The 22,433-nt window shown below is 53.2% G+C and carries 20 protein-coding genes; 17 read left to right on the top strand and 3 right to left on the bottom strand.

Annotation, left to right across the window (positions count from 1 at the left end; genetic code table 11):
• The first annotated feature begins 39 nt into the window (after positions 1 to 39).
• Together ASH01S_RS12260 and ASH01S_RS12255 are read left to right on the top strand one after the other, a co-directional pair.
• The gene (locus tag ASH01S_RS12260; protein WP_067928648.1) at positions 40 to 876 is read left to right on the top strand and encodes a sugar phosphate isomerase/epimerase family protein; all 837 of its coding nucleotides are present in this window, start codon (positions 40 to 42) and stop codon (positions 874 to 876) included.
• A gap of 53 nt (positions 877 to 929) precedes the next feature.
• Entirely contained in the window at positions 930 to 2,117 is a 1,188-nt protein-coding gene (locus ASH01S_RS12255) for a Gfo/Idh/MocA family protein (protein WP_067928647.1), read from the top strand.
• 96 nt (positions 2,118 to 2,213) lie between these two features.
• Here the strand turns inward: ASH01S_RS12255 and ASH01S_RS12250 are convergent, their stop codons facing one another.
• The 3 genes from ASH01S_RS12250 to ASH01S_RS19680 all read right to left on the bottom strand — a co-directional run bounded on the left by ASH01S_RS12250 (position 2,214) and on the right by ASH01S_RS19680 (position 5,129).
• Positions 2,214 to 3,263: a zinc-dependent alcohol dehydrogenase family protein gene (locus ASH01S_RS12250; RefSeq protein ID WP_067928645.1), complete on the bottom strand. Its 1,050-nt coding sequence runs from the start codon at positions 3,261 to 3,263 to the stop codon at positions 2,214 to 2,216.
• Between the two features lie 388 nt (positions 3,264 to 3,651).
• Positions 3,652 to 4,578 carry an amidohydrolase family protein gene (locus ASH01S_RS12245; RefSeq protein WP_217996325.1) on the bottom strand — a complete coding sequence of 309 codons (927 nt, stop codon included), beginning with the start codon at positions 4,576 to 4,578 and terminating at the stop codon, positions 3,652 to 3,654.
• A 152-nt stretch (positions 4,579 to 4,730) separates the two neighbouring features.
• On the bottom strand, positions 4,731 to 5,129 hold the full coding sequence (locus ASH01S_RS19680) for an MFS transporter (protein WP_157067124.1): 399 nt from the start codon (positions 5,127 to 5,129) through the stop codon (positions 4,731 to 4,733).
• A gap of 77 nt (positions 5,130 to 5,206) precedes the next feature.
• On the opposite strand from ASH01S_RS19680, the gene ASH01S_RS12240 reads away from it, so the two are divergent.
• The 15 genes from ASH01S_RS12240 to ASH01S_RS12170 all read left to right on the top strand — a co-directional run bounded on the left by ASH01S_RS12240 (position 5,207) and on the right by ASH01S_RS12170 (position 22,277).
• Complete coding sequence (locus ASH01S_RS12240; protein ID WP_306302864.1) at positions 5,207 to 6,235, top strand: aldehyde dehydrogenase family protein; 1,029 nt, start codon at positions 5,207 to 5,209, stop codon at positions 6,233 to 6,235.
• Positions 6,236 to 6,506: 271 nt separating this feature from the next.
• Positions 6,507 to 6,935, top strand: a complete 429-nt coding sequence (locus ASH01S_RS12235; protein ID WP_067928642.1) for a VOC family protein — start codon at positions 6,507 to 6,509, stop codon at positions 6,933 to 6,935.
• Positions 6,936 to 7,258: 323 nt separating this feature from the next.
• Entirely contained in the window at positions 7,259 to 8,293 is a 1,035-nt protein-coding gene (locus ASH01S_RS12230; protein ID WP_083517108.1) for a LacI family DNA-binding transcriptional regulator, read from the top strand.
• Between the two features lie 143 nt (positions 8,294 to 8,436).
• Positions 8,437 to 10,110 carry an ABC transporter substrate-binding protein gene (locus ASH01S_RS12225; RefSeq protein WP_083517107.1) on the top strand — a complete coding sequence of 558 codons (1,674 nt, stop codon included), beginning with the start codon at positions 8,437 to 8,439 and terminating at the stop codon, positions 10,108 to 10,110.
• Positions 10,111 to 10,384: 274 nt separating this feature from the next.
• Complete coding sequence (locus tag ASH01S_RS12220) at positions 10,385 to 10,603, top strand: hypothetical protein (RefSeq protein WP_067928636.1); 219 nt, start codon at positions 10,385 to 10,387, stop codon at positions 10,601 to 10,603.
• Positions 10,600 to 11,988 (top strand): amidase, encoded by a 1,389-nt coding sequence (locus ASH01S_RS12215; protein WP_067928634.1) that lies wholly within the window; start codon positions 10,600 to 10,602, stop codon positions 11,986 to 11,988. Before ASH01S_RS12220 ends, ASH01S_RS12215 begins: the two co-directional genes overlap by 4 nt.
• Before the next feature lie 54 nt (positions 11,989 to 12,042).
• The gene (locus tag ASH01S_RS12210) at positions 12,043 to 13,716 is read left to right on the top strand and encodes a purine-cytosine permease family protein (RefSeq protein ID WP_067928630.1); all 1,674 of its coding nucleotides are present in this window, start codon (positions 12,043 to 12,045) and stop codon (positions 13,714 to 13,716) included.
• A 59-nt stretch (positions 13,717 to 13,775) separates the two neighbouring features.
• The gene (locus tag ASH01S_RS12205) at positions 13,776 to 14,384 is read left to right on the top strand and encodes a cysteine hydrolase family protein (protein WP_067928626.1); all 609 of its coding nucleotides are present in this window, start codon (positions 13,776 to 13,778) and stop codon (positions 14,382 to 14,384) included.
• A gap of 196 nt (positions 14,385 to 14,580) precedes the next feature.
• Entirely contained in the window at positions 14,581 to 15,549 is a 969-nt protein-coding gene (locus tag ASH01S_RS12200; RefSeq protein ID WP_067928622.1) for a LysR family transcriptional regulator, read from the top strand.
• Positions 15,550 to 15,720: 171 nt separating this feature from the next.
• Positions 15,721 to 16,884: an ROK family transcriptional regulator gene (locus ASH01S_RS12195; RefSeq protein ID WP_083517106.1), complete on the top strand. Its 1,164-nt coding sequence runs from the start codon at positions 15,721 to 15,723 to the stop codon at positions 16,882 to 16,884.
• 19 nt (positions 16,885 to 16,903) lie between these two features.
• Complete coding sequence (locus tag ASH01S_RS12190; RefSeq protein ID WP_067928616.1) at positions 16,904 to 17,965, top strand: BtaManbiosPhlase; 1,062 nt, start codon at positions 16,904 to 16,906, stop codon at positions 17,963 to 17,965.
• Positions 17,966 to 17,982: 17 nt separating this feature from the next.
• A complete protein-coding gene (locus ASH01S_RS12185) occupies positions 17,983 to 19,302 on the top strand; it encodes an ABC transporter substrate-binding protein (protein WP_067928613.1) in 1,320 nt (439 codons plus the stop codon).
• Between the two features lie 134 nt (positions 19,303 to 19,436).
• Positions 19,437 to 20,339 carry a carbohydrate ABC transporter permease gene (locus ASH01S_RS12180; RefSeq protein ID WP_245629055.1) on the top strand — a complete coding sequence of 301 codons (903 nt, stop codon included), beginning with the start codon at positions 19,437 to 19,439 and terminating at the stop codon, positions 20,337 to 20,339.
• Positions 20,336 to 21,220, top strand: coding sequence for a carbohydrate ABC transporter permease (locus ASH01S_RS12175; protein ID WP_067928607.1), 885 nt, complete (start codon positions 20,336 to 20,338; stop codon positions 21,218 to 21,220). The genes ASH01S_RS12180 and ASH01S_RS12175 overlap by 4 nt, the downstream gene beginning before the upstream one ends.
• 82 nt (positions 21,221 to 21,302) lie before the next feature.
• Positions 21,303 to 22,277, top strand: a complete 975-nt coding sequence (locus ASH01S_RS12170; protein ID WP_245629054.1) for a glycoside hydrolase family 130 protein — start codon at positions 21,303 to 21,305, stop codon at positions 22,275 to 22,277.
• Positions 22,278 to 22,433: the final 156 nt, after the last annotated feature.

The raw sequence follows: 22,433 nt of genomic DNA, 5'->3' as shown, positions 1-22,433 counted from the left end.
AGACTCTTGGGTCACTCCACACAAGACGAGGTGTTGGACATGAAAGTGGCGTATTCCAATCTGGCCTGCCCGGAATGGTCGGTGGACGAAGTCTTTGAAAACGCGGTGCGTTACGGGTATCAAGGCGTGGAACTGAGGCTCCTGCACGGTGACGTCATTCCGGCGGCTCTCGATCCAGCGCAAACGAAGCTTATCGCTGCTGCCGCCCGGACGAGGGGGATTGAGATTGTCGGCATCGGCGCGTCCACGCGCTTTGCCATGGAGGACGAGGAGGAGCGGATGCAGAACGTGGCAGAACTGCTGCGGTACTTAGAGCTGGCGGATCGAATCGGAGCGCCGATGGTCCGCACGTTCGGCGGAACGGCCCCGGCATCGGCCGATGCGTCCTCGACGCGGGAGGTCAACCAACGGGTGGCGGAGTCGCTGCGCCAAGTGAGCCGCAGGGCACAGGAGTTGGGGGTATATGTGCTGCTGGAAACCCATGATGACTTTTCGCCCTCATTTCGGGTGGCCGAAGTTTTGCGCGCGGTTGATAGCCCCTACGTGAAAGCGTTGTGGGATACCCATCATCCCTACCGAATGGGGGAAACAGTGGAGACCACACTCAACAACCTCCGTGAGTGGTTGCACCACGTCCACCTGAAAGATGCGCGAAGAAAAGGGGACGATTGGGAGTTCGTCCTGTTTGGCGAGGGGGAGGTGCCTGTGCAAGAGATTGTCCATCAAGTCCTGAATGACGGCTATGATGGCTGGTTTTGCGTGGAGTGGGAACGAAAGTGGCATCCCGAAATTGCCGACGCCCACGTGGCGTTGCCTAAACACCGGGAAGTGCTGGAGGGATATTTTCAAGCTTACGAAAAGATGCGTACGCGTTGAGGAATTGGCTAGCGTTCCCCGACGTGATTTCATTCATGTGAGGAGCGATGTAGATGGCGACACCGGACAAGGTGAAAATGGGCGTGATTGGCTTGGGCAACATCGGCACGACGCACGTGCAGTACCTGCAATCCATGCCCGACGTCGAACTGACGGCCGTGTGCGACGTGGATGGAGAGAAAGCCAAAGCGTACGCGGATCGGTTTCACGCGAAAAGGTATTTCGTGAATCATACGGATCTGATACAACAGGCGGGAGTCGACGCCGTGATTGTGGCCGTGCCTCACTATGACCACACCCCCATCACCATCGAAGCTTTGCACAATGGCATTCATACGCTGTGCGAAAAGCCATTGGCGGTCCATGTGAACGCGGCTCAGAAAATGATAGCGGCGTATGAACAAGCCAAACAGCGTTACCCGCATCTGGTCTTTGGCATCATGTTCCAGGAGAGAACCCTTCCTCTGTACCGCAAGTTGAAGGAGATTCTCGACAGCGGCGAACTGGGACGGCTGATGCGCGTGACCTGGATCAACACGGCCTGGTTTCGATCCCAGGCGTACTATGACAGCGGTGGTTGGCGAGCGACCTGGGCCGGGGAGGGCGGGGGTATCCTGACCAACCAATGCCCGCACAACCTCGACATGTATCAATGGCTGTTTGGTCTCCCCAGTCGCATCAGCGGCCATGCGAACATCGGCAAGTATCACAACATTGAGGTGGAAGATGAGGTGACCGCTTACTTCGAGCATGACAACGGCATGATTGGCCATTTCATCGTGAGCACAGCCGAATCTCCCGGAACCAATCGGCTGGAGGTGGTCGGTGAGAACGGAAAGATCGTGTGTGAAAGGTCTCGAATCATCCTGCAGAAGAATCGTGTGTCCACGCTTCAGTTTCTGAAGGAGACGAAAGAGGCATTCGCCAACGTCGAAAGCGTTGAGACCGAGGTGCCGATTGACTTCGAGCAGCCCTCCGGGCACGCCGTCGTCACACAGCGATTTGTGGATGCTATACGTACCGCATCGTCCGAGTTGGTGGCCCACGGGCCAGAGGGGATCCGCGGCCTGACGTTGGCCAACGGGATCATGCTGTCGTCGTGGAAGGGCGAGATGGTAAGCGTCCCGTTTGACGGTGACGAATACGAAGCGTTAATTCAGGAACGCATTCGGACATCACGGTTTGTGAAGCAAACCAGCGCGGATGTCGTGGTGGATATGAAGTCGTCGTTCAGCGAGTGAAGGGTCCCATGAAGGGCACACGGCTGACCATCACGCGATTACACGGCCCTCACCGGTACGTGTGGTGAGGGCCATATTCGCCACAATGCCGGGCCGTTAGAATCTGGTTATGACATTAAACCCTTTGGTTCGAAAGTTGGTCATATTGTCAAGCACCTCATTGACATCTTCCAAACCGACTTCCCGTTCCACGAGCGCCTTGGGATTCAGGCGGCCTTCCGCCACCAGAGACAATAATCCGCGATAATCGGGATGTGGAATCCCAAGGCTGCCGACGATTTCGATCTCGGAAGTGGTAATGAAGTCCATGGGAAGGGAAACATGGCCTGTCTCTTCGGAGGTGGTCAGACCAATCTGAACATGTCGGCCGCCTTTGCGCAGGGACAAGACCGAGTTGAGCACGGTTTCTTGGATTCCTAGCGCGTCAATGCCCACGTGCGCCCCACCCTTCGTGATCTCACGAATGGCTTCGGGCACATTCTCCCTGCGCGCATGAACGACTGCAGTTGCCCCCTCCTGTTTGGCTTTTTGCAGTTTCTCATCGTCCACGTCGACGGCGATGACATGAGCACCTACCGCATAAGCCGTTTGAATGGCGGAGAGACCAACGCCACCCGCTCCTTGGACGGCCACCCATTGGCCCGGCTGCACAAGGCCGCGCATGACTCCGTGGTAGCCGGTCATGTACCGGCATCCGATGGCAGCCGCCGTCAAGGCGTCGACGTTGTCTGGAAGCCCTATCATATTGAATTCGGCATTGCGGACAACGACGTATTCCGCAAAGCTTCCATCCCAACTGAATCCGTAAACCCCGGTGTTATCGCATCGGTTGGGCACACCATTGCGGCAATACTCGCAGTGCCCGCAGGCATAGTGAAAGGGAACCGTCACCTTGTCTCCCAGCTTGAATCCTTGTACATCTTTGCCCAGTGCTACAATTTCTCCACCAAATTCGTGCCCTGGCGTGATAGGCAATTGGGGCGACAGCCCCAGCCAGGACAAATCTCCCATCCATCCATGCCAATCGCTCCGGCAAATGCCGCTTGCCTCCACACGGACGACGGCATCCTGAGGACTCGGACTTGGGTCTGGAAGCTGCTCAATGATCAACGGTTTACGAAATTCAACGACACGCGCTGCCTTCATTCCACTCATCTCCTTCGCTTCATATGTGAAAATCCAGCACTCTGCACGTTACGCACGATTGGATGAATATATTATATTCAGTATAATTTGTTTTTGATTCCGGAGATGTCTTTGTTCCATCATGACTGGCAACACATGTTTCGACCCGAGGAAACACCGCGTTGATCTGCATCCACTTGTCAAACGTTTCCTCCTAATCGACAATCGGCTGCATACTATGCAAGATCGACTCAGAGTCCGAAGCCAAAGATCTCCAAAGTCGTATACGAGCTGTAGACACGACACGAGTTATCCACAGGTCCCACGAACCAGCACCAGAACTGGGTTCGTGGGACTTTGTATGACTACCAACTGTCGAACTCGCGGGAAATGGCGTGTCCCTATCCCCTTATCGGCCAGCAGGCACCAGCCCAAATAACTGTTCCGCATTCCAAAAGCAAATTTTTTCTAAATCATCTTGCGGAATGTCTAAGGAGTGCAGAATTTCAATGGTGCTCTTGATGTAACCGGGTCCTTTCTCCGGGTCAAACGGACAATCGCTGGCAAAAACCAACCTGTTAGCTCCGAAAAATTCAAGGCCACATACTGTAGCCGCACGTGCCCCAAACAAGGCGGTGTCCGCGTAGAAGTCCTTGAAGTATTCAAACGGCCTGCGCCGCAACCCTTGCAGTACCGAGTTCAGATCCTCGTCGGATGTCCTGGAGCCCAACTGATCCCATCCCGGACCCACACGTCCTTCGAGGTACGGAATCAGACCACCCATATGATGGGCCACAACTTTCAGATTGGGGAGACGGTCGAGAATTCCCGAAAACACTAGGCGCGCCAACGCCGCGTTAGTCTCATAAGGCCAACCCAAGGCCCACCAAATTTCGTACTTTGATTTGGTTTCGGTTGCGTAGTCGGCCATCCCTGCTGTACGGGCTGGATGTAAGAGGATTGGACGGTTATACTTGTGGGCCACTTCGAATATGGGATAAAATTCCTCGGAATCTAAGGGCTTACCGTTTACGTTAGTATGGATCTGCAGTCCGTTCGCCCTGAGCTCTGTAAAGGCACGCTCGGCCTCCTTTTCTGCCGCAGCCGGAGCATTCATGGGGAGTGCTGCCAAAAAACCTGCGAAATGACGGGGGTACCGACTTACCAGTTCAGCCATCCCATCATTAGCCATTCGGGCTAACTCCACGGAGAGTGGGGGTTCTCCAATCGCCTCCAAGGGTGGCATGCCTAATGAAATAATCTGAGAATAATTATCAAACTGTTCGATGACCTTTAACCTCACATTGAGATCGTAAATGGCTGGAATGCTTCTCATTCTCTTCACGATATCCTTGCCCGACTGATGAATCTCTAGCAACCGGTGCCACAATCCGGGTGGAAAAAGTGATTGAAAGCATCGATATATCGCATTTGAATCTCTCCTCAAGCACATTTGTTTTTCCACACCAATTCGTTACCGCCGCGATGTCAGCCTTGCACTTCCGTGTGGGAATATGTCGTTGTTACATCCGCAGGTACCCCCTTGAGTCGCATGCACAGAATCACCACCGCGGCGATTAGAGCAGGTATCGCAGCCAACAAATAGATTTGTTGCAGCGTCCACTGCCTGGCAATGATAACACCGCCTATTAGAGGGCCAATGATGCTACCGACTCGACCGGCGCCAAGCGCCCAACCAACGCCAGTGGAACGGGCCGATGTTGAATAGAGGGCAGCTGCTAGTGCGTTGATGCCGCATTGACCATCCACGCACAGGAACCCGACAGCGGAGCAGCTCGCGGTGCAATTGTCGCGGGAGAGTGGGATGTTGTTAGCCGTCACCCGCGGCGAGCTGGCTATGGCAGTTTGCGCGATACGGACGACCATCCGGCATGCCGAGCGGTTCTTGACGGCAGATTACGCGGAGGACAAGGACAGTTGGGTTCGGGTGGAAAAACGCCCCATTGGAGTCGTGGCCGGGATTGCCATGGAACGCACCCATGGTTTTAACCATGCAAAAGGTGGCGCCGGCCTTGGCAGCAGGAAACGCGATTGTCATCAAGCCGTCACCGTTTGCGCCCATGGCGGTAACCACAGCACTGATGTCGGTTGCGGATCTGTTTCCTGCTGGATTGCTCAGTGTTATTCATGGCGAGGGGGACGTGGGCACGGCATTGGTGAAGCACCCCTTGGTACGGAAGGTGTCTTTTACCGGCGGGGGGCGGATCGCAAAGTCCATCATGAAGGATGCCGCCGAGTCGCTAACCGGAGTGCACTTCGAACTCGGGGGTAATGATCCAGCCATCGTGCTCAATGACGCTGAACTAGACACGGTGGTGCCCAAAATAGCCGCTGGGGTGTTTCGGCGCTCTGGCCAGGTGTGCTTTGCCATCAAGCGCATATATGTCCCGGATTCACTTTACGAACAATTCTACGACCAATTCTGCAGCGTGGTGGATCAATACCAAATTGGTCATCAATTGGACGACAGGGCCACATTTGGGCCGATGAACAACGCCAATCAGTATCGGTTCGTGAAGGAGCTTGCGGAGAGGGTCCGACAGACCAACGCTAGGCTGGTCGAATTAGGGCAAATCCTCCAGTCCGAGAACTGGAACAACGGCTATTATCTGAGACCGATGGTGGTTCGGGACGCTCGACCGGAGCACGAGGTTGTCACCTGTGAGCAATTCGGTCCGCTGATTCCCATTGTGCGCTACCATAAGGAGGACGAGGTCATACACTGGGTCAATGCCACGGAATATGGCCTTGGGTCATCGATATGGACATCAGACGAAGAGCGGGCCACACAGCTGGCAGGGCAGATAGAGGCAGGAATGACCTTCGTCAATGGGGCTGGACAATCGATTTTGGGGCACGAAATGATGCCATTCGGCGGTATCAAGCAAAGTGGTATAGGACGAGAGAACTCTCCTGTCGGCCTGGCCGAGTACGTGGAGTACTACGCCCTCAACGTGCATAAGTCCGACTGACGGTTCATGAGTCGGAGGATGCCTTTCAGCAGAAAAATTTAGAGAAACACACGAAGTGCGATAGACCGCGTTGTGGTATAACAAATGCAGGATTGAGCGGGTGTCGCTGTTGAATGAACGTCTCCGATAGTTCAACACGCGACTCCCGAGCTTGTCCGTTGGAGAATTCTAATTTCCGCTCCTCTTGCGGGTAAACTCCCGAGTCATATGTCATAATAGGGGGGTGATTTGAGCACTCAGCCATGAATCCTGACAAAGGAGTTGTGCCATCGTGCCAGTAAAAGTAACCCCCTATCTGGTCATGAACGGTAATGCAAATGAGGCTATCGCGTTTTACGAAAGGGCGTTGGATGCCAAAGTTGTCTTTAAGCAAACTTTTGGCGAGATGCCGGAAAACCCGGACTTTCCTTTGCCAGCGGATGCTAAGGACCGCGTATCGCACGCGACGATACAAATCGGAGAAGATGTCCTCATGTTTTCCGATACGTTTCCGGGTCAACCTCATCAATCAGGAAATCAAGTTACCATCTGTATTTCGACCAACGATAAAGAGCAGTCCAAACGGTTCTTTGATGCCCTGAAAGAAGATGGGAAAGTCAGCATGCCCCTGCAAGAGACGTTTTTTAGCCCCGCATACGCCGTGTTGACGGACAAGTTCGGGGTGACTTGGCAAATCCATACGGACGGATCTCACTCATAATCTTGATTTTGTCGGCCGGGGTGTCCCAAGACGTAAGCGTTGCTTGCGTGACTTGGAACGGGATCACCCCGGTTTTGACGGTACGTTGGTTGTTTGCCTGAATGATAACACAACATGGGATTTCGGCGCAGACAGCTCTGAGGGTACTTTATTGCTGATATTTCAGTCTAATAGCATCTCAGGATTGCATCTGCGCAAAATTCATGATAATGTGTGAGTGATTAAACGTTTAATCAAATCTTGCTAATAGTGAAGGGGGATACGCTATTGAATAAAGCAAAGAAGTAGATAAAACGAATAAGCAGTTCGCTCTGGAGGGATGCATGGTGCCGGAAGGTCGTGCGGATCGTCCCTTAACAATAAGAGATATCGCGAGGATGGCTGGGGTTTCGACGGCCACCGTATCCAACGTGCTAAACGGGACCGGGCGAGTCGCCAAGAGCACCATAGAAACCGTTTTGTCCATCGTGGAAGACACGAATTTCAAGGTGAATGCCTCGGCCAGGACGCTGAGACAGAAGACCTCACGTTTAATTGCCATTTTGGTTCCCGGGTTCGTAATGGGAACCAACAGCAACCCGTATTATTGGGAGTTCGTCAGCGGCGTCTCCAATGTGGTTGACGATAAGGGGTTCGACGTCATCCTCAAAGGCATCTCATCACTGGACGACATCCATCTGGTTGATGAGCGGAACATTGACGGCATCCTGATCATTGGTGCGTTTGGCTTCATGGAATTCGTGGATCCGATTATTGAACTCGGTATACCGGTAGTTTTTGTGGACAGCTACCTGGAGGACAAGGCTGTCAATCTGGTCAATCTGGATGATAGGTACGGCACGTATTTGGCCACCCAGCACGTATTGGCTCTGGGGCATCGCAAAGTGTTGTTTGCTTCATCGAAGCTGATTCCAGGTGGCGTCGAGAATGAACGGTTTTATGGATACAAAGAAGCCATGAAGGCAAGCGGTCTGATTGTGGAACCAGATTGCCTGATTGAAACGGACATTTCGTTTGAGGCGGGCCGGCAATTGGCGCATCGTTTGTCCGACAGGAGCGACTACACGGCCGTCGTCACGACTGGGGACGCCTTGGCGTTGGGACTCCTTAGGGGATTTTACGAATGCAGCCTGCAGGTGCCGAGGGATGTTTCGGTTATCGGATTTGACGATTTGCGTCAATCACCTTATGCCATCCCGGCGTTGACCACGGTGCACCAGGATGTCGTTCAAAAGGGAGAACGGGCTGCCGAAAGGTTGTTGCGGTTGATGGAAGACGGGCCCGACCAGGAAACCGAATTCATACGACTGACACCCAGGCTGGTGGTCCGAGAAAGTTGCGCGCCTCCTAGGGCGTAGCTCTCCTCAGAGGGATGTTGTCGCGCTTACGGTCCAATGGGCACACATATGTAAAGCTGCAACTTGGTCCATCCGTGGACGGGCATCCATGCTGATAGAACAGCTGGTACGCCAAACGGAATGAAGGTGGGGGGTCTGTGAAAATGTCAAAGTGGCAATGGCTCATCGCCGTGTCATTGGGAACCGCTATAACCGTCGCTGGCTGCGGGTCGGGCTCTGGCGGGAATACCAACGGTTCCAAGAACTCGGCCGTCACGCCGCAATCCCAGGGCAGCGCGGCATCGACTCCGTCGGTTCTAAAAATCGGACCGGGTGTTAGTGGAGATTTCCAGCATGTGTTCAATCCCTTTCAAGGTGGCAGTGCGGCTCCAGGGACAAACGGATTTATCTATGAGTCGCTGTTTTATTTCAATCCGGTTGGGCCGCAGCAGTACGGCCTGCTCGCGTCGTCCTATAAATGGAGCCACGGGAACAAGACTCTGACCGTCGAGTTAAGGAAGAATGTCACCTGGACAGATGGAAAGCGCTTCACGGCAAAGGATGTGACTTTTACCTTTGGCCTGCTGAAGAAATATCCCGCGACAGATACCAATGGGATCTGGAACCAGCTGTCATCCATATCCGCGAAGGGAGATTATGAAGTCACTTTTGACTTCAAGAAACCGAACGTGCCGTTTGCCTGGTACATCCTCAGCACCATCATTGTGCCTGAGCACATTTGGGCTGGTCTCGGCAGTCCTACCAAGGCGGTGGTTCAGAACCCGGTGGGCACGGGCCCGTACAAACTCTCCAGCTTCAGTCCGCAAATCATTAAGTATCAGGCCAACGATGATTATTACCTGGGCAAACCGCCTGTCAAGACAGTGGAAATGCAGGCGTACGCAAGCAACGACGCCGAGACCATGGGGTTGGTCAAACATGAAGTAGATTGGTCCGGGATTTTTATCCCTAACATTGATAGCGTTTACACCTCCAAGGACGCCAACAATCGCTACTGGTTTCCGCCCAATGATGTCGTCATGCTGTACGCCAATTTGAAGGATCCGCTGCTGAAACAATTGCCGGTTCGTGAGGCCATCAGTCTTGGAATCAACCGTAAAGAGTTGGTGCAAAAAGCGGAGGACGGGTATGTGGATGTCGCGAGTCCGACTGGATTGGTGCTGCCGAACAATCAGGGCTGGGTGGACCCGAAGCTGAAGAACACCAAGTTTACCTATGATCCAAAAACGGCTGTACAGATCCTGGAGCAGGCCGGCTTCAAGAAGAACAGCAAGGGGATTTTTGTATCGCCAAGCGGTCAGGAACTGTCCTTCACATTGCAGATTGTCCCCGGTTGGTCGGACTGGAACACGGCCTGTTCTCTGATTGCATCCCAGCTGAAGAACATTGGAATTGACGTTCAGGTACAGGGTGAACAGGCAGCTGCCTACACCTCGAATCTGACCAGCCACAAGTACCAGCTGGCGCTGTCGTGGACGGTGGCGGGGCCAAGCCCCTACTACCTGTATGAAAATTTATTGGGTTCCAATGGAGGATGGAACATTGAGCAATGGCACGATCCCGGTACGGATAAGGTATTACAGGATTTTGCTACAACCACGAACAAAGACCGGCAGGAAGCAGACATTTATTCCTTGGAACACACGATGGTTCAAAAATTGCCTGCGATTCCGCTTTTCTATGGGGTTCATTGGTCGGAGTACAATGACAAGCAATTCAAGGGATGGCCAACGGCCGACAATCCCTATGCCAATCCTGCCCCGTACGAGTGGCCAGGGCCGGAGATTGTCTTGATGCATTTGAAGCCTGCGGACTAATTTGGCTCGTCTGTACCACCGTCGCCGATTGAGAATCGCCAACTATGGCACCCAAATTTCGCTCCAGCGATCTTGGGTGCTTTTTTATTGGGCGTTGATTCGGGGGGATATTAAGAATCTTTATGACCTTATTTGTAATGTATTGTTACATATCCGATTGAGTGCTGAAATACGACCTGGTACTTTGTGCATACAGTGTTAACTCACTTTTTTGCTTTCGCTACAGCCAATCTTCGACAACATCATTTTGTAATGAATTCGGGGAGGATGAGTTATGTTGTCTAACAATTATGCGCCGCCTGTCCTCAAATCCATGGGTTCCATGTTTACAGGTCTGACATTGAGCGACCAACGCGCTCAGACCTTGGCCACCATATTGGAGACCTACATGCAGGATATCCGGTTGTTGGACGAGATTGAAGCGGTCGACACGGAACCGACGGTGCCATTCAAGACGGTGCCATTCGAGTGGAAGGAGGCTCGATTCCAATGACGAGCACACAGACGTTGGCGTTCGCGACGATAAGTGAGACGGCGCCACGGATTCAGAGCCGGGAGGTGTCCCCGGTCGAAGTGACGGAACAGATGCTGGAGCGGATTGAGGCCATCAATCCGAAACTGAACGCGTTTGTGACCATGACACCGGAACTTGCCATGGAGCAGGCGCGGCGGGCCGAAGGCGAGATACTCAAGGGCAACTACAGAGGTCCGTTGCACGGCATCCCCATTGTCCACAAGGACCTCTATTATACCAAGGGGATTCGCACGACAGCCAGTTCGAAGATCCTGGAAGATTTCATCCCCGACTATGATGCGACGGTGGTAGAGAAACTGGCCGACGCGGGCTCCATTTTGCTCGGCAAGGTCCAAACTCACGAGTTTGCCGCCGGGGGCACAACGGACAGCCCGCACTTTGGTCCGTGTCACAATCCCTGGGACGTGGACCGGGTCCCGGGCGGATCGAGCGGAGGAACGGCTGCGTGTGTGGCAGCCGGCCTCGCCTTTGCTGGGACCGGATCGGACACGGGGGGATCCGTTCGCATTCCGGCGTCATGCTGCGGTGTGGTGGGCATGAAGCCGACTTACGGGCGCGTCAGCCGCTATGGCATTTTCCCGTTGGCATGGTCCCTCGATCACGCCGGCCCCCTCGCACGCAGCGTCTTGGATGCGGCTCTGTGTCTGCAGGTCATGGCCGGTTATGATCCGAAAGACGATTCGACCGTGGACCTGCCTGTTCCGAATTATGCCGAGGAACTGCAGCAGAGTATCCGGGGCAAGACCGTTGGAATACCGAGCGAGTACTATTTTGACGGCCTCGACAGTGAGGTGGCAGTGGCTGTGGAGTCGGCCATCGAGGTCTTCCGCGATCTCGGCGCCGACGTGACGGAGGTCCATATCCCGATGATTCGCTACGCTCCAGGAGCGGAGTGGGCCATCTGTCTGAGTGAATCAGCCGCCATTCATGACGCCTGGATTCAATCGCGCCCAGACGATTACTCAGACGACGTTCGCCTGATGATAGAGGCTGGGAAATTCATCCCTGCCACCCGCTACTTGCAGGCGCAGAGGGTTCGCCACCTTATCCGTGACGATTTCATGGCTGCCTTGGCGAAGGCGGATGTCCTCATCACGCCCACCTTACCGTTTGTCGCTCCGCGCATCGGCAATAAGGATACCTCCCTGAGCATCGCAAGGTTCACCTTTCCGACGGATGTGACCGGACTGCCCAGTCTGTCCCTGCCGTGCGGATTTTCATCGGATGGTTTGCCGATTGGTTTACAGGTCATTGGGGCTCCCTTTGATGAATCTGCCGTTCTGCGCTTTGGATACGCCTATGAGCAGGCAACGGATTGGCACCATCATCACCCAACCCTGTGATGTAATGGATGACTCAAAAGTTGACACTGACAGACACGCTGGGAGGGAGAAGGGATGTCGGCAATCACCCAAGGAAACAGAAGGCGCACGTTTAACAACCTCGTTAATAATCCGGTCCTGGAAGACTACTCTTTGCGCTACGCTCCAAGTTCGTATCGGAAATGGTCGCCCTGGGCCGTGTGTCTGTCGGGGATTGGAGGCGTGGCCGCCATGGCCAGCTATGCCATTGGTGGCTCGCTAGCCATTGAGTACGGTGTGACGAATGCGCTGCTGGGGATTTTGGTCACGTCTCTCATCAGCTTTCTGACCAGTACCCCCATCGCCTTTCAAATCGCCAAGTACAACATTGATATGGACCTGCTCACCCGAGGGGCGGGGTTCGGATACTTGGGGTCGACATTGACGTCTCTCATCTATTCTACCTTCACATTGATCTTCTTCGCCTTGGAAGGGGCCATCATGGCCCAGGCCATTACGGATTTCTTCCACATCCCGATTTGGGTCAGCTACTTGATCTGTGGTATTGTGATCATTCCTCTCGTCCTCTATGGGATGACGGTTCTGACGAAATTCCAGAAATTCACCCAACTGATTTGGATTGCGCTCCTGGTTCTGGCGATTGTGGGCCTCATCGTTCGCAATCCAAGTTCCATTCACCAATGGGCCCACTTTGCTGGACAGTCGTCATCGGGTGAGGGATTTTCGCCGTTGATGTTCGGGCTGGTTGGCGGGGTATGTCTATCCGGGATTGCGCAGATTGGGGAGCAGGCTGATTATCTGCGGTTCATGCCGGATCGGACCGAGAAGAACCAGCGGACGTGGGCGTGGGCTGTGGTCATCGGAGGACCGGGATTCGCGCTGATTGGGATTATTCAAATGCTCATCGGGACCTTTCTAGCATCTTATGTTTCGTCGGTCGCCGGACCGGCCGAGGCCGACGTTCCCATGACCATGTTCCATTACGCCTTTCGCGCGATTTTTGGGAATCCGTATCTGGGTCTGGTGATGGCGACGCTGCTCGTGGTCCTGTCCCAATTGAAAATCAACGTGTCGAATGCCTACTCGGGTTCGTTATCCTGGTCCAATTTCTTCTCACGGACGCTTCACCGACATCCGGGGCGAGTGGTCTGGCTGTTGTTTCAAGTCGCGGTCGGGGTGCTCATTATGGAGTTGGGCGTATTTGAGACCATCGACCGCATTCTCGGCTTCTATTCCAACGTTGCCGTCGCCTGGATTGGCGCCATCGTGGCTGATATTGTCATCAACAAACGGATTTTGAAGCTCAGTCCTCCGTACATCGAGTTTAAACGCGCGCATCTCTACAACTTTAATCCCGTGGGATTTGGCTCCATGATCATCGCTTCGGTGGCCTCCATCATTGCGTACTTTGGTGTCTTTGGCCCGGTGCTGCAGGCCTATTCGCCTTTCCTGTCGCTGCTGTTGGCCATGGTGTTGGCGCCCACGATTGCCGTGATAACAAAGGGCAAATATTATCTGGCCAGGACCAGCCCAATGGAATCCTGGTTTGAGAGGTCGGGCGTAGTAACCTGCTCGGTCTGCAAAAATCCGTTTGAGTCTCACGATATCGCCTTTTGCCCCTTTCATGGTGGACCGATTTGTTCCCTGTGCTGCAGCCTGGAAAGTTCATGCCATGACGCATGCAAGGTGAGTCGCGCTGCGGTCATCCCCGACGATGAACCGGGCAGTTACGGCGCCTATTCACCGTGAATCTTCTGTTCAGACTTTGAATACTGTTTTGCGTATTCGATAATTCAGGAGGCGACAGAATGAGAGAGTATCTCGATCCGGCCGAGACGGCCCTGATTATCGTCGATGTCCAGAACGATTTCTGCCACGAGGAAGGAGCCTGCGCGAAGCGGGGGGACGACGTCACGGCGGCCCAGGCCATCATTCCCCCACTTCAGGCATTGATTGAGGCGGCCAGAACACGCAGCGTTCCGATTATCTTCGTCCAAATGACGCTGGACGAGCGCACCGTTTCCGATGCTTGGTCCGCCCGAATGGACGATCCGGTCGCAGTCTGTGCGAAAGGTAGCTGGGGCACCCAGTTCTATAAGATTGCCCCTCAGAGCGGAGACATTGTGGTGGAGAAACATCGGTACAGCGCATTTATCGGCACCGAACTGGACATGATTTTACGCAGCCTGAAGCGAAAGTCTCTTGTCATCACTGGGGTTGCAACCAACGTCTGTGTCGAATCGACAGCAAGGGACGGGTTTATGATGGATTACCATGTGACACTGGTCGAAGATGCCTGCGCTGCCTACAACACCGAGTTGCACCATACAACCTGTGAAAATATCAGGACTTACTTTGGCAAGGTCTTGCGCACATCCGATGTCGTACAGTATTGGGAAAATACAGTGACCATATAACAATGCGGTACAACAGCGCAGAGTTCCTGCGGGCGGCGGGTGCACGCCGCTTATAGCTGCTCGCGAAAACCACGGATGCGTATCCGTGGTTTTGAGCTTTACGGAGTGGCCACGTCATCAGCACCCGTTTGCGGCATGCAGTCTACCATCGGGCAAAAAGCACATGGTTTCACGAACGCGGGGAAGGTGAGATCAGTTGGACTTCGAGGAACTCCAGTCTTTCATGGTCGTTGCCAGGAAGAAGAGTATTTCCAAAGCCGCTCGCATTCTGCATGTCACTCAACCTACCTTGAGTATGCGCCTGCAAAGGTTGGAATACCGGCTCGGAGTCAAACTGTTGGAGCGCAAGTGGGATGGTGTCCATCTCACGAAACACGGCCAATTTTTCTTATGGTATTCGGTCAAGGTGCTTCAGAACATGGAAGAAGCCGCGACGCTGATCCGCAGGCAGGAGAGCAGTGAACTGACGCGCCCATTTAACGCCATGACAAGATCCAACGGATTGAAGATTGGCATCGACAAGACACTGTGCCCGGCGCTGGTCCATACCATCATTCGCGGTATCCACAAGCTCAATTCTGACATTGACTATACATTCATCACGGAGTATTCCGACCTCATGCTTGATCTGATAGAACACCAGGAGCTCCAGATCTGTATCTGTTTTTCTAATGAACTGGTCCCCGGAATCGAAGCGTTGCCGCTGTTGGACGATGAGATGGCCCTGATCTATCCGAAGCATGGGTACGTGCAAATTCGCGAAGACTTGAGCAATGTCGCGGAACTAAGGGATAGGCCGTTTGTGTTGTTAAGCGGCTCACCACTCATCAACTTTCGCGAGGTCGTTGGCCAGGCGTTTCTCAACATGTATGGTGTGGTACCAAGCCGTTATCACATTGTGGACAACATCCAAGTTCTGTTGGACATCGTGGCCCAAGGTGCCGGTTATTCATTCGTCATGGTCAGCCAATTGTTTCATCTTCTCGAACAACAACTTCCATTTCACATGATTCGTTTGGGAAGACAGTATCCAACGGTCATGCTTCGATTGGTCTACGTAAAAGACGACAGTGGAGCCTTTCCCGTTGAACAAATTGCCATGCAACTGCATGCTCGGCTGGCCGCGGAGATGTCTGTCATGTCTGCTCGATTTCCCGGCAGATGACCTGGAGGGAGCTGGACGTCTGGCATGTACAGCGGACTTGAGCGATAGCCTCTTCCAGAGACCTAAAATTCGAATGTTTTTCCAATAAGAAAAGATCATGAAAGCGCTTGACTATTATTCTCTGGCAGACTATACTTTCACACAGTTAGTTAGAAAGGTGGAAATTCTTGATTGCGAGGCGATGCGGTACTACTGCGACGGTTGAACGAGCGACGGATATTAAACTCAATTCGTCTAAAAGGGCCCATTTCTCGAAGTGAATTGCAGCGAGAACTCGGATTGGCACTGCCCACGGTTTCACGCGGGGTTGACAGACTGGTAGAGCGTGGGTGGATTCGCTCAGTGGGCAGCGGAGATTCGACGGGAGGACGTCCACCGGAGTTAGTGGAGGTCAATCCAGATGGTGGGTTTGCCTTAGGGGTCGATCTGGGCCGAGATACGGTTACCACAGTGATAACCGATCTCTTTGCCAAGCCCAAGTATACCAGCACATTACGACTGGTCGACTTGGGGGGCCCTGAGGGATTGGCTGAGTACCTCGGCGATTTCATGGAGACCTGTGGCTGCCCGCAAGACTTGCTGGTGGGCATTGGTGTCGCTGCGCCCGGTCCATTGGATACACAAAACGGCCGTCTTTTGCAGCCGGAAGACATGCCAGAAGTTTGGCACGGAGCCTCCATAGCCAGTTTGTTTGAGGAGCAGTTTTCTGTGCCTGTGTACCTTGAAAATGACGCAAATGCAGCCGCGCTCGGTGAGACCTGGTTTGGTGACCGAGGAGATGTGCGCCATGCATTGTTTGTGCTAGCCGATGCCGGCGTCGGTGCCGGCGTAGTCATTGACGGTTCTGTTTATGCTGGGGCACATAATATGGCAGGGGAGTTTAGCCACATGACTGTCAATATAGACGGCGAGTGGTGCACCTGTGGGCGACGTGGCTGTGTCAACAGTGTGGCCTCACGGCATGCGATCGAGTGGAATGTGCGACGTTCTCGCGAGCGTGAGGAAAATGAACCCTTTGAAGAAATTATTCGGCGCGCGAAGGGGGGGATGGAGCCGGACGTATCCGTAGTGCAGTCGGCGATTCTGTATCTGAGCGTGGGGATTGCCAATATGGCGTACACATTTGATCCTGACTTGGTGATTCTAGGGGGGTCTATGTTATTGGTGGACAAGTTTGTCAGTGATTCCGTGATCCACGAACTGCAGAGGCTCATACGCAGTAGCTGTACCATCGTCGAGACCCGGTTTGGGTTGCAGGCGGTGGCTATCGGCGGGGCCACCTTGGCTCTTCAGGGAATCTACGACGTCAAGCCACTTGTGGCGGTAGACAGCTGATACAGAGAGGATGACGACAGTGGGGGTATACCGTTACCCTGAAAATCCCATATTGACCCCGGCAGACGTACCGCCACACCGCGACGACTTCGAAGTTATTGGTGTGTTTAATGCCGGAGTGGCCAAATACCATGATGAAATCATTCTGTTACTGCGTGTGGCCGAGCGACCGGTTGCGGAAGATGAGCGGATCGTGAAGGCTGCCATCTTCGATGTAAGCGCTAAAGGTCTTCGAATCGAGACATTCCATCGGAACGATCAGCGTTATGACTTTTCGGATCCGCGCAGTATCGCGCCTGTTGAAAGAAGAAAAGGGGACTTTACGTACCTGACGTCCATCTCCCACCTGCGGATTGCCCGGAGTGTTGATGGACGCCACTTTCGCGTTGACGAGCGACCGTTTCTTTACCCGCAGACGGAGTTGGAGACATTTGGCGTGGAGGACGCTCGGGTTACGCAAATCGGCGATACCTATTACATCACGTACAGCGCAGTCTCTGCGCGCGGAGTAGGCGTTGTATTGGCTTCCACAAAGAATTTTCACGACGTACAGCGCCATGGCATGATCTTGCCACCCGAGAACAAGGACGTGGTTCTCTTTCCTGAACCGATAGGGGGGAAATACTACTGCCTGCATCGCCCGGTGCCGAGCGGCAACGGTTCACCAGACATATGGTTGGCCGAGTCGTCAGACCTCAATCATTGGGGAAATCATCACCATTTGATGGGTTGCCGCCCAGAAGCTTGGGACAGCAGAAGGCTGGGAGCAGGCGCGCCTCCACTGAGGACGGAGCACGGGTGGTTGGAACTTTATCACGCCGCCGACGAGGATGCACGCTACTGTGTGGGGGCGGTCCTACTCGATCTTGAGGATCCTTCTCAGGTTCTTGTTCGCTCCCGGCATCCCATTTTGGTACCAGAGGCTGACTACGAGACAAACGGATTCTTTGGAAATGTTGTGTTCCCTTGTGGTGCTCTGCTCCAAGGAGATACTGTACAAGTCTATTACGGCGTGGCGGATACTTCGATGGCATGCGTGGAAATTCCACTGCAGACCATATTGGATTCACTTGGATCATAAGTAAAGGGGGACAATGCATGATGTTGAACGCCGCGACTAAGTGGACCGTAAGTGTAGTCATGGCAGGAACAGTACTCTTGTCTGTAACAGCTTGTGGTAGTGGAGGGGGAACTGGCAACGGTAACAGTTCCGGCAAAGGCACCTCGACAGGGCCGGTTACCATTACGTTTGGAACGTGGGGCGGTGCAGAGGAAGATGCCCAACTGCACAAGATCATCAACAAAATCAACCAGGAACATAAGAATGAATTCCAGATTCGCGAGATCAATACACCAAGTAACTATGATCAAAAGTTGAAGACCGAGATTGCGGCCGGATCGGCTCCGGATATTTTCTATCTGTCGGATGGGGAGGCCGCCACCTATGCGCAGAGCGGCGCCATTCTCGATTTGCAGCCGTATCTAGATAAATACAAAGACAAGTATGTAGTAGCCAATATAGATAATTACTATCCGAATACACTGAAAAACGACAAGTACAATGGAGACTACTACGCTTTGCCGTGGATTGGACAGCCGACCGTGATGTATTACAATCCGAAACTTTTTAAACAGGCCGGTTTACAAGAGCCCAAGAACGGTTGGACGTGGCAAGATTTTCTGAATGACTGCCGTCAAATCAAGCAAAAGACTGGGATTTATGGATTTCTCTTGTCTAACGGTTGGCCTCCGGTGTACGACTTTATTTGGTCCTACGGCGGAGACTTTTGGAACAAAGACATGACCAAGAGTACCTTCGATTCACCACAGACTGTGGACGCTCTAAATATGCTGCACACTCTGGTACAGGAAAAGCTCGTCCCGAGCCAGGCGGAGTTGGCTAACGTGGATATTGAAGACTTGTTCCGACAAGGGAAGGTGGCGATGTTCGCGGGAGGAGCTGCCGATGGCAACTATGCAGCGAAAGGATTTCAGGCCAAGGTGGCTCCACTGCCAAAAGGCGCTGTCCAAGTGACGGACTTGGGTATTGATGACATGGCCATCAATGCCCACACGAAGGTGGATAAGGAGACAGTATTCAAGGCGTTTGTGGCACTGCTCGACGGGATCGACCACTGGAAGGTTGTTCCGCCCATTAAACAATACGCGGCCAACTTGGAACAGTTGGATGTGCCTGATGCTCCGGGGGGACACACGCCCAAGGACAGGATTCAGCCCATCTTGACGTCGATGGAACACGCGCGCCTTTTGCAAGCGCTTCCGAATCCGACAGCACAGCAGAACTTCTGGAACGTGCTGGCCAACGATGTCTATGAGCCGTTGCTGTTGGGCAAAGAGACGCCAGAACAGATCGCAAAGAAGACTCAAGATGACTTGAATAATCTGCTGAACAAATGAGTGGTCGTTGACACGACAAGCCGCAGGCATACCAGGAGCGGTCTGTTGTATTCCTTCTGGCACGTTGTGCAAGTCACGCGGCTCCTGGCGGTGAAACCAGGGGCCGCGGGTCTATGGGAACAGGGGGGGCTGGATTGAACACGAAACACCGTGAGGCGCTATTAGGGTATCTTTACATCAGTCCCTGGTTGATAGGTTTTGTCTGCTTGACGCTGGGACCTTTGCTTGCGTCCCTGTATTTTGGGTTTACTCAATACAACCTGTTGAATGCACCGAAATTCATTGGACTACAGAATTATATACACCTTCTATATGATCCAGACTTCTGGCAGTCTCTATATGTTACTTTCTATTACGCCATCTTCTCGGTTCCATTGGATTTGTTGGTGGCCTTGGGCATGGCGATTCTCCTGAACCAAAAGGTGCGATTCATGCGTTGGTTTCGCACCATATTTTACTTGCCTGCGGTGTTGCCTCCGGTGGCCGTAGCAATTTTATGGAACTGGATACTAAATCCCAAATATGGGATACTAAATCGCTTCCTTGCTATATTGCATTTGCCGCAGCCCCAGTGGCTGGTGACCCCACAGTGGACGGTCCCGTCCTTCATCGTCATGAGTGTTTGGGGAGTCGGCACCTGGATGATCACGTTTTTGGCTGGCTTGCAAGATGTGCCTGTGAGCCTGTATGAGGCCGCCATTATAGATGGTGCGTCCGTGTGGAAAAAGTTTTGGTACGTCACATTGCCCATGATTTCTCCTGTGCTGTTTTTCAACCTGGTCATGGGTGTAATCGGTGCATTTAGTTTCTTCACACAAGCGTTCGTCATGGGTTCCGGATACGGAGGCCAAGGAGCGGGCGTCAACAATGCTGGCTTGTTTTACGCTCTGAACATTTATATTCAGGGGTTCTCCGATCTGAACATGGGTTATGCCTCCGCTCTCGCCTGGGTACTGTTTCTCATTGTCCTGCTCTTGACGTTGCTCATCTTTAAGAGTTCTGCCTTATGGGTGTATTACGGGGGTGAGAGAGAATGAGTGCTCGTACATCGCTGACAGCCGATACCTCGTATGCCACGGGCGCGTCCGTGCGGCTGTCGCGTCGCCTGTCACGGCTTGTCACGTATCTTCTCCTGGTAGGCACCTCCGTCTGTTTCCTGATTCCTTTTGCCTGGTTGATTGTGAGCGCCTTTAAGACCAGTGATGAGATCTTTGTCTATCCGCCCATTTGGTGGCCGGCGCACTGGCGCTGGGAGAACTTCGTGCAAGCGTTGACGACTCTTCCATTTGGACGGTATGCACTGAACTCTATCTTGATTGCCGTCGTGAATGTCGTCGGCAATGTGGTGTCTTGTTCGCTGGTTGCTTATGGATTTGCGCGCTTTCGGTTTCCAGGGCGTCGTATCCTCTTCATGGTGTTGCTGGCGACCATGATGGTACCCAGTCAAGTGCTGCTTGTCCCGCAGTTCGTCCTGTTTCACGAGTTGGGGTGGACAAATACGTTTCTCCCCCTGACGGTGCCAGCCTTTTTTGGGTCAGCTTTTTACGTGTTTTTACTGCGTCAGTTCTTCATGACATTGCCGTTAGAACTTGAAGAAGCCGCAAAGATAGATGGAGCCGGGAGCTTCCGCACATTCCTCACTATCGTGTTGCCACAAGTGAAACCGGCTTTGACAGCCGTCGCCATCTTCTCTTTTCAGGGCGCTTGGAACGACTTTCTCTCGCCTTTAATCTATTTGAATGATCCAACGAAATTCACGCTGCAATTGGGGCTTGCTCAATTTCAAGGTACCTATCACACTGAATGGAACCTGATTATGGCAGCAACTGTAGTCGTCATGTTGCCGATGCTGGTCATTTTCTTCGCAGCCCAACGTTACTTTATCGAGGGTATCACAATGACAGGTTTGAAGGGATAGTCTCGATAGGGCGCGGATATGGCCTGGGCCTGCCCGGTGCAAGTGATTTTTTCGTATCTGACAGAATGAGGAGAGCTGCGCATTGAGTTCAGTCATGCAAACAGTCACTTTTCCATTGGGTCCCTTTGAAAAGCACCTCGGCAATCCGATACTTGGCCCAATCGGAGATACGTGGCAGGCCAAAGACTTATTCAATCCGACGGCCGTGTGTAAAGATAATAAAGTGTACTTGTTATATCGAGCAGAAGATCATTCGGGTATCGGGCGGTGGAATGGCACTTCCCGCATCGGACTGGCCATCAGCGACGATGGAATTCATTTTGAGCGACACGCCGATCCCGTGTTGGTTCCCACGGAGCCCTACGAGCTTCCGGGTGGCTGTGAGGATCCGCGGGTGACGCAAATTGGGGATACCTATTATCTCACCTATTCGGCGTTTGATGGGCGCAGTGCCCGACTGTGCCTGGCCACATCCACCGATTTGTACAATTGGACGAAGCACGGCATCCTGTTTCCTGAGTGGGCGGGCGGTAGCTCGCGTCGGGTATGGTCAAAATCTGGTGCCATTCTTAGCGATCCGATTGCAGGGCGATACGTGATGTATTTCGGAGATACAAACATTTGGATAGCCTATTCGGAAGACCTTATCCATTGGACACCCGACGCCAATCCGGTTTTGTGCCCCTCCGATCATCCGGAGGCCTTTGATAGTGCGCTTGTTGAACCTGGGCCCCAGCCCATACTCACCAGCGATGGTATCCTTCTTATATATAATGCAGCTAGACGCATGGATCCTGTCGGAGCATCGTCAGCGGACTCCCTGAGGTATGGTGGACTGCGCTATGCCGTTGGACAAGCACTCTTTTCACGGGAGGATCCCACTCGAGTCTTGGCGCGTACGGCCGAGCCCTTCATGCTTCCAGGTTTTGAAGACGAGCTGAAGGGTCAGGTGGACAACGTGGTATTTGCCGAAGGCCTTGTTCATCACAATAACGTCTGGTATCTATATTACGGCATGGCCGATTCAAAAATTGGCGTCGCAACGCTAGGCAAGTAACCAGAAATTCGTTAAAACGGCCGATCCACCGAATCGGCCTTTTCGTGTACGCCCACCATGGGCGGTCTCTAGCGGTCTCTACAGGGTGAAAGCCCCGAACGGGGGTTGGAGACATATCTACCGCAAGCCAAAAGCAAGAGTGTCCATCGTGAGCCC

Source organism: Alicyclobacillus shizuokensis NBRC 103103 (assembly GCF_001552255.1).
GTDB classification, from domain to species: domain Bacteria; phylum Bacillota; class Bacilli; order Alicyclobacillales; family Alicyclobacillaceae; genus Alicyclobacillus_G; species Alicyclobacillus_G shizuokensis.
Note: the sequence above shows the minus strand (reverse complement) of the source record. Positions and strands in the feature narration are given on the sequence as shown.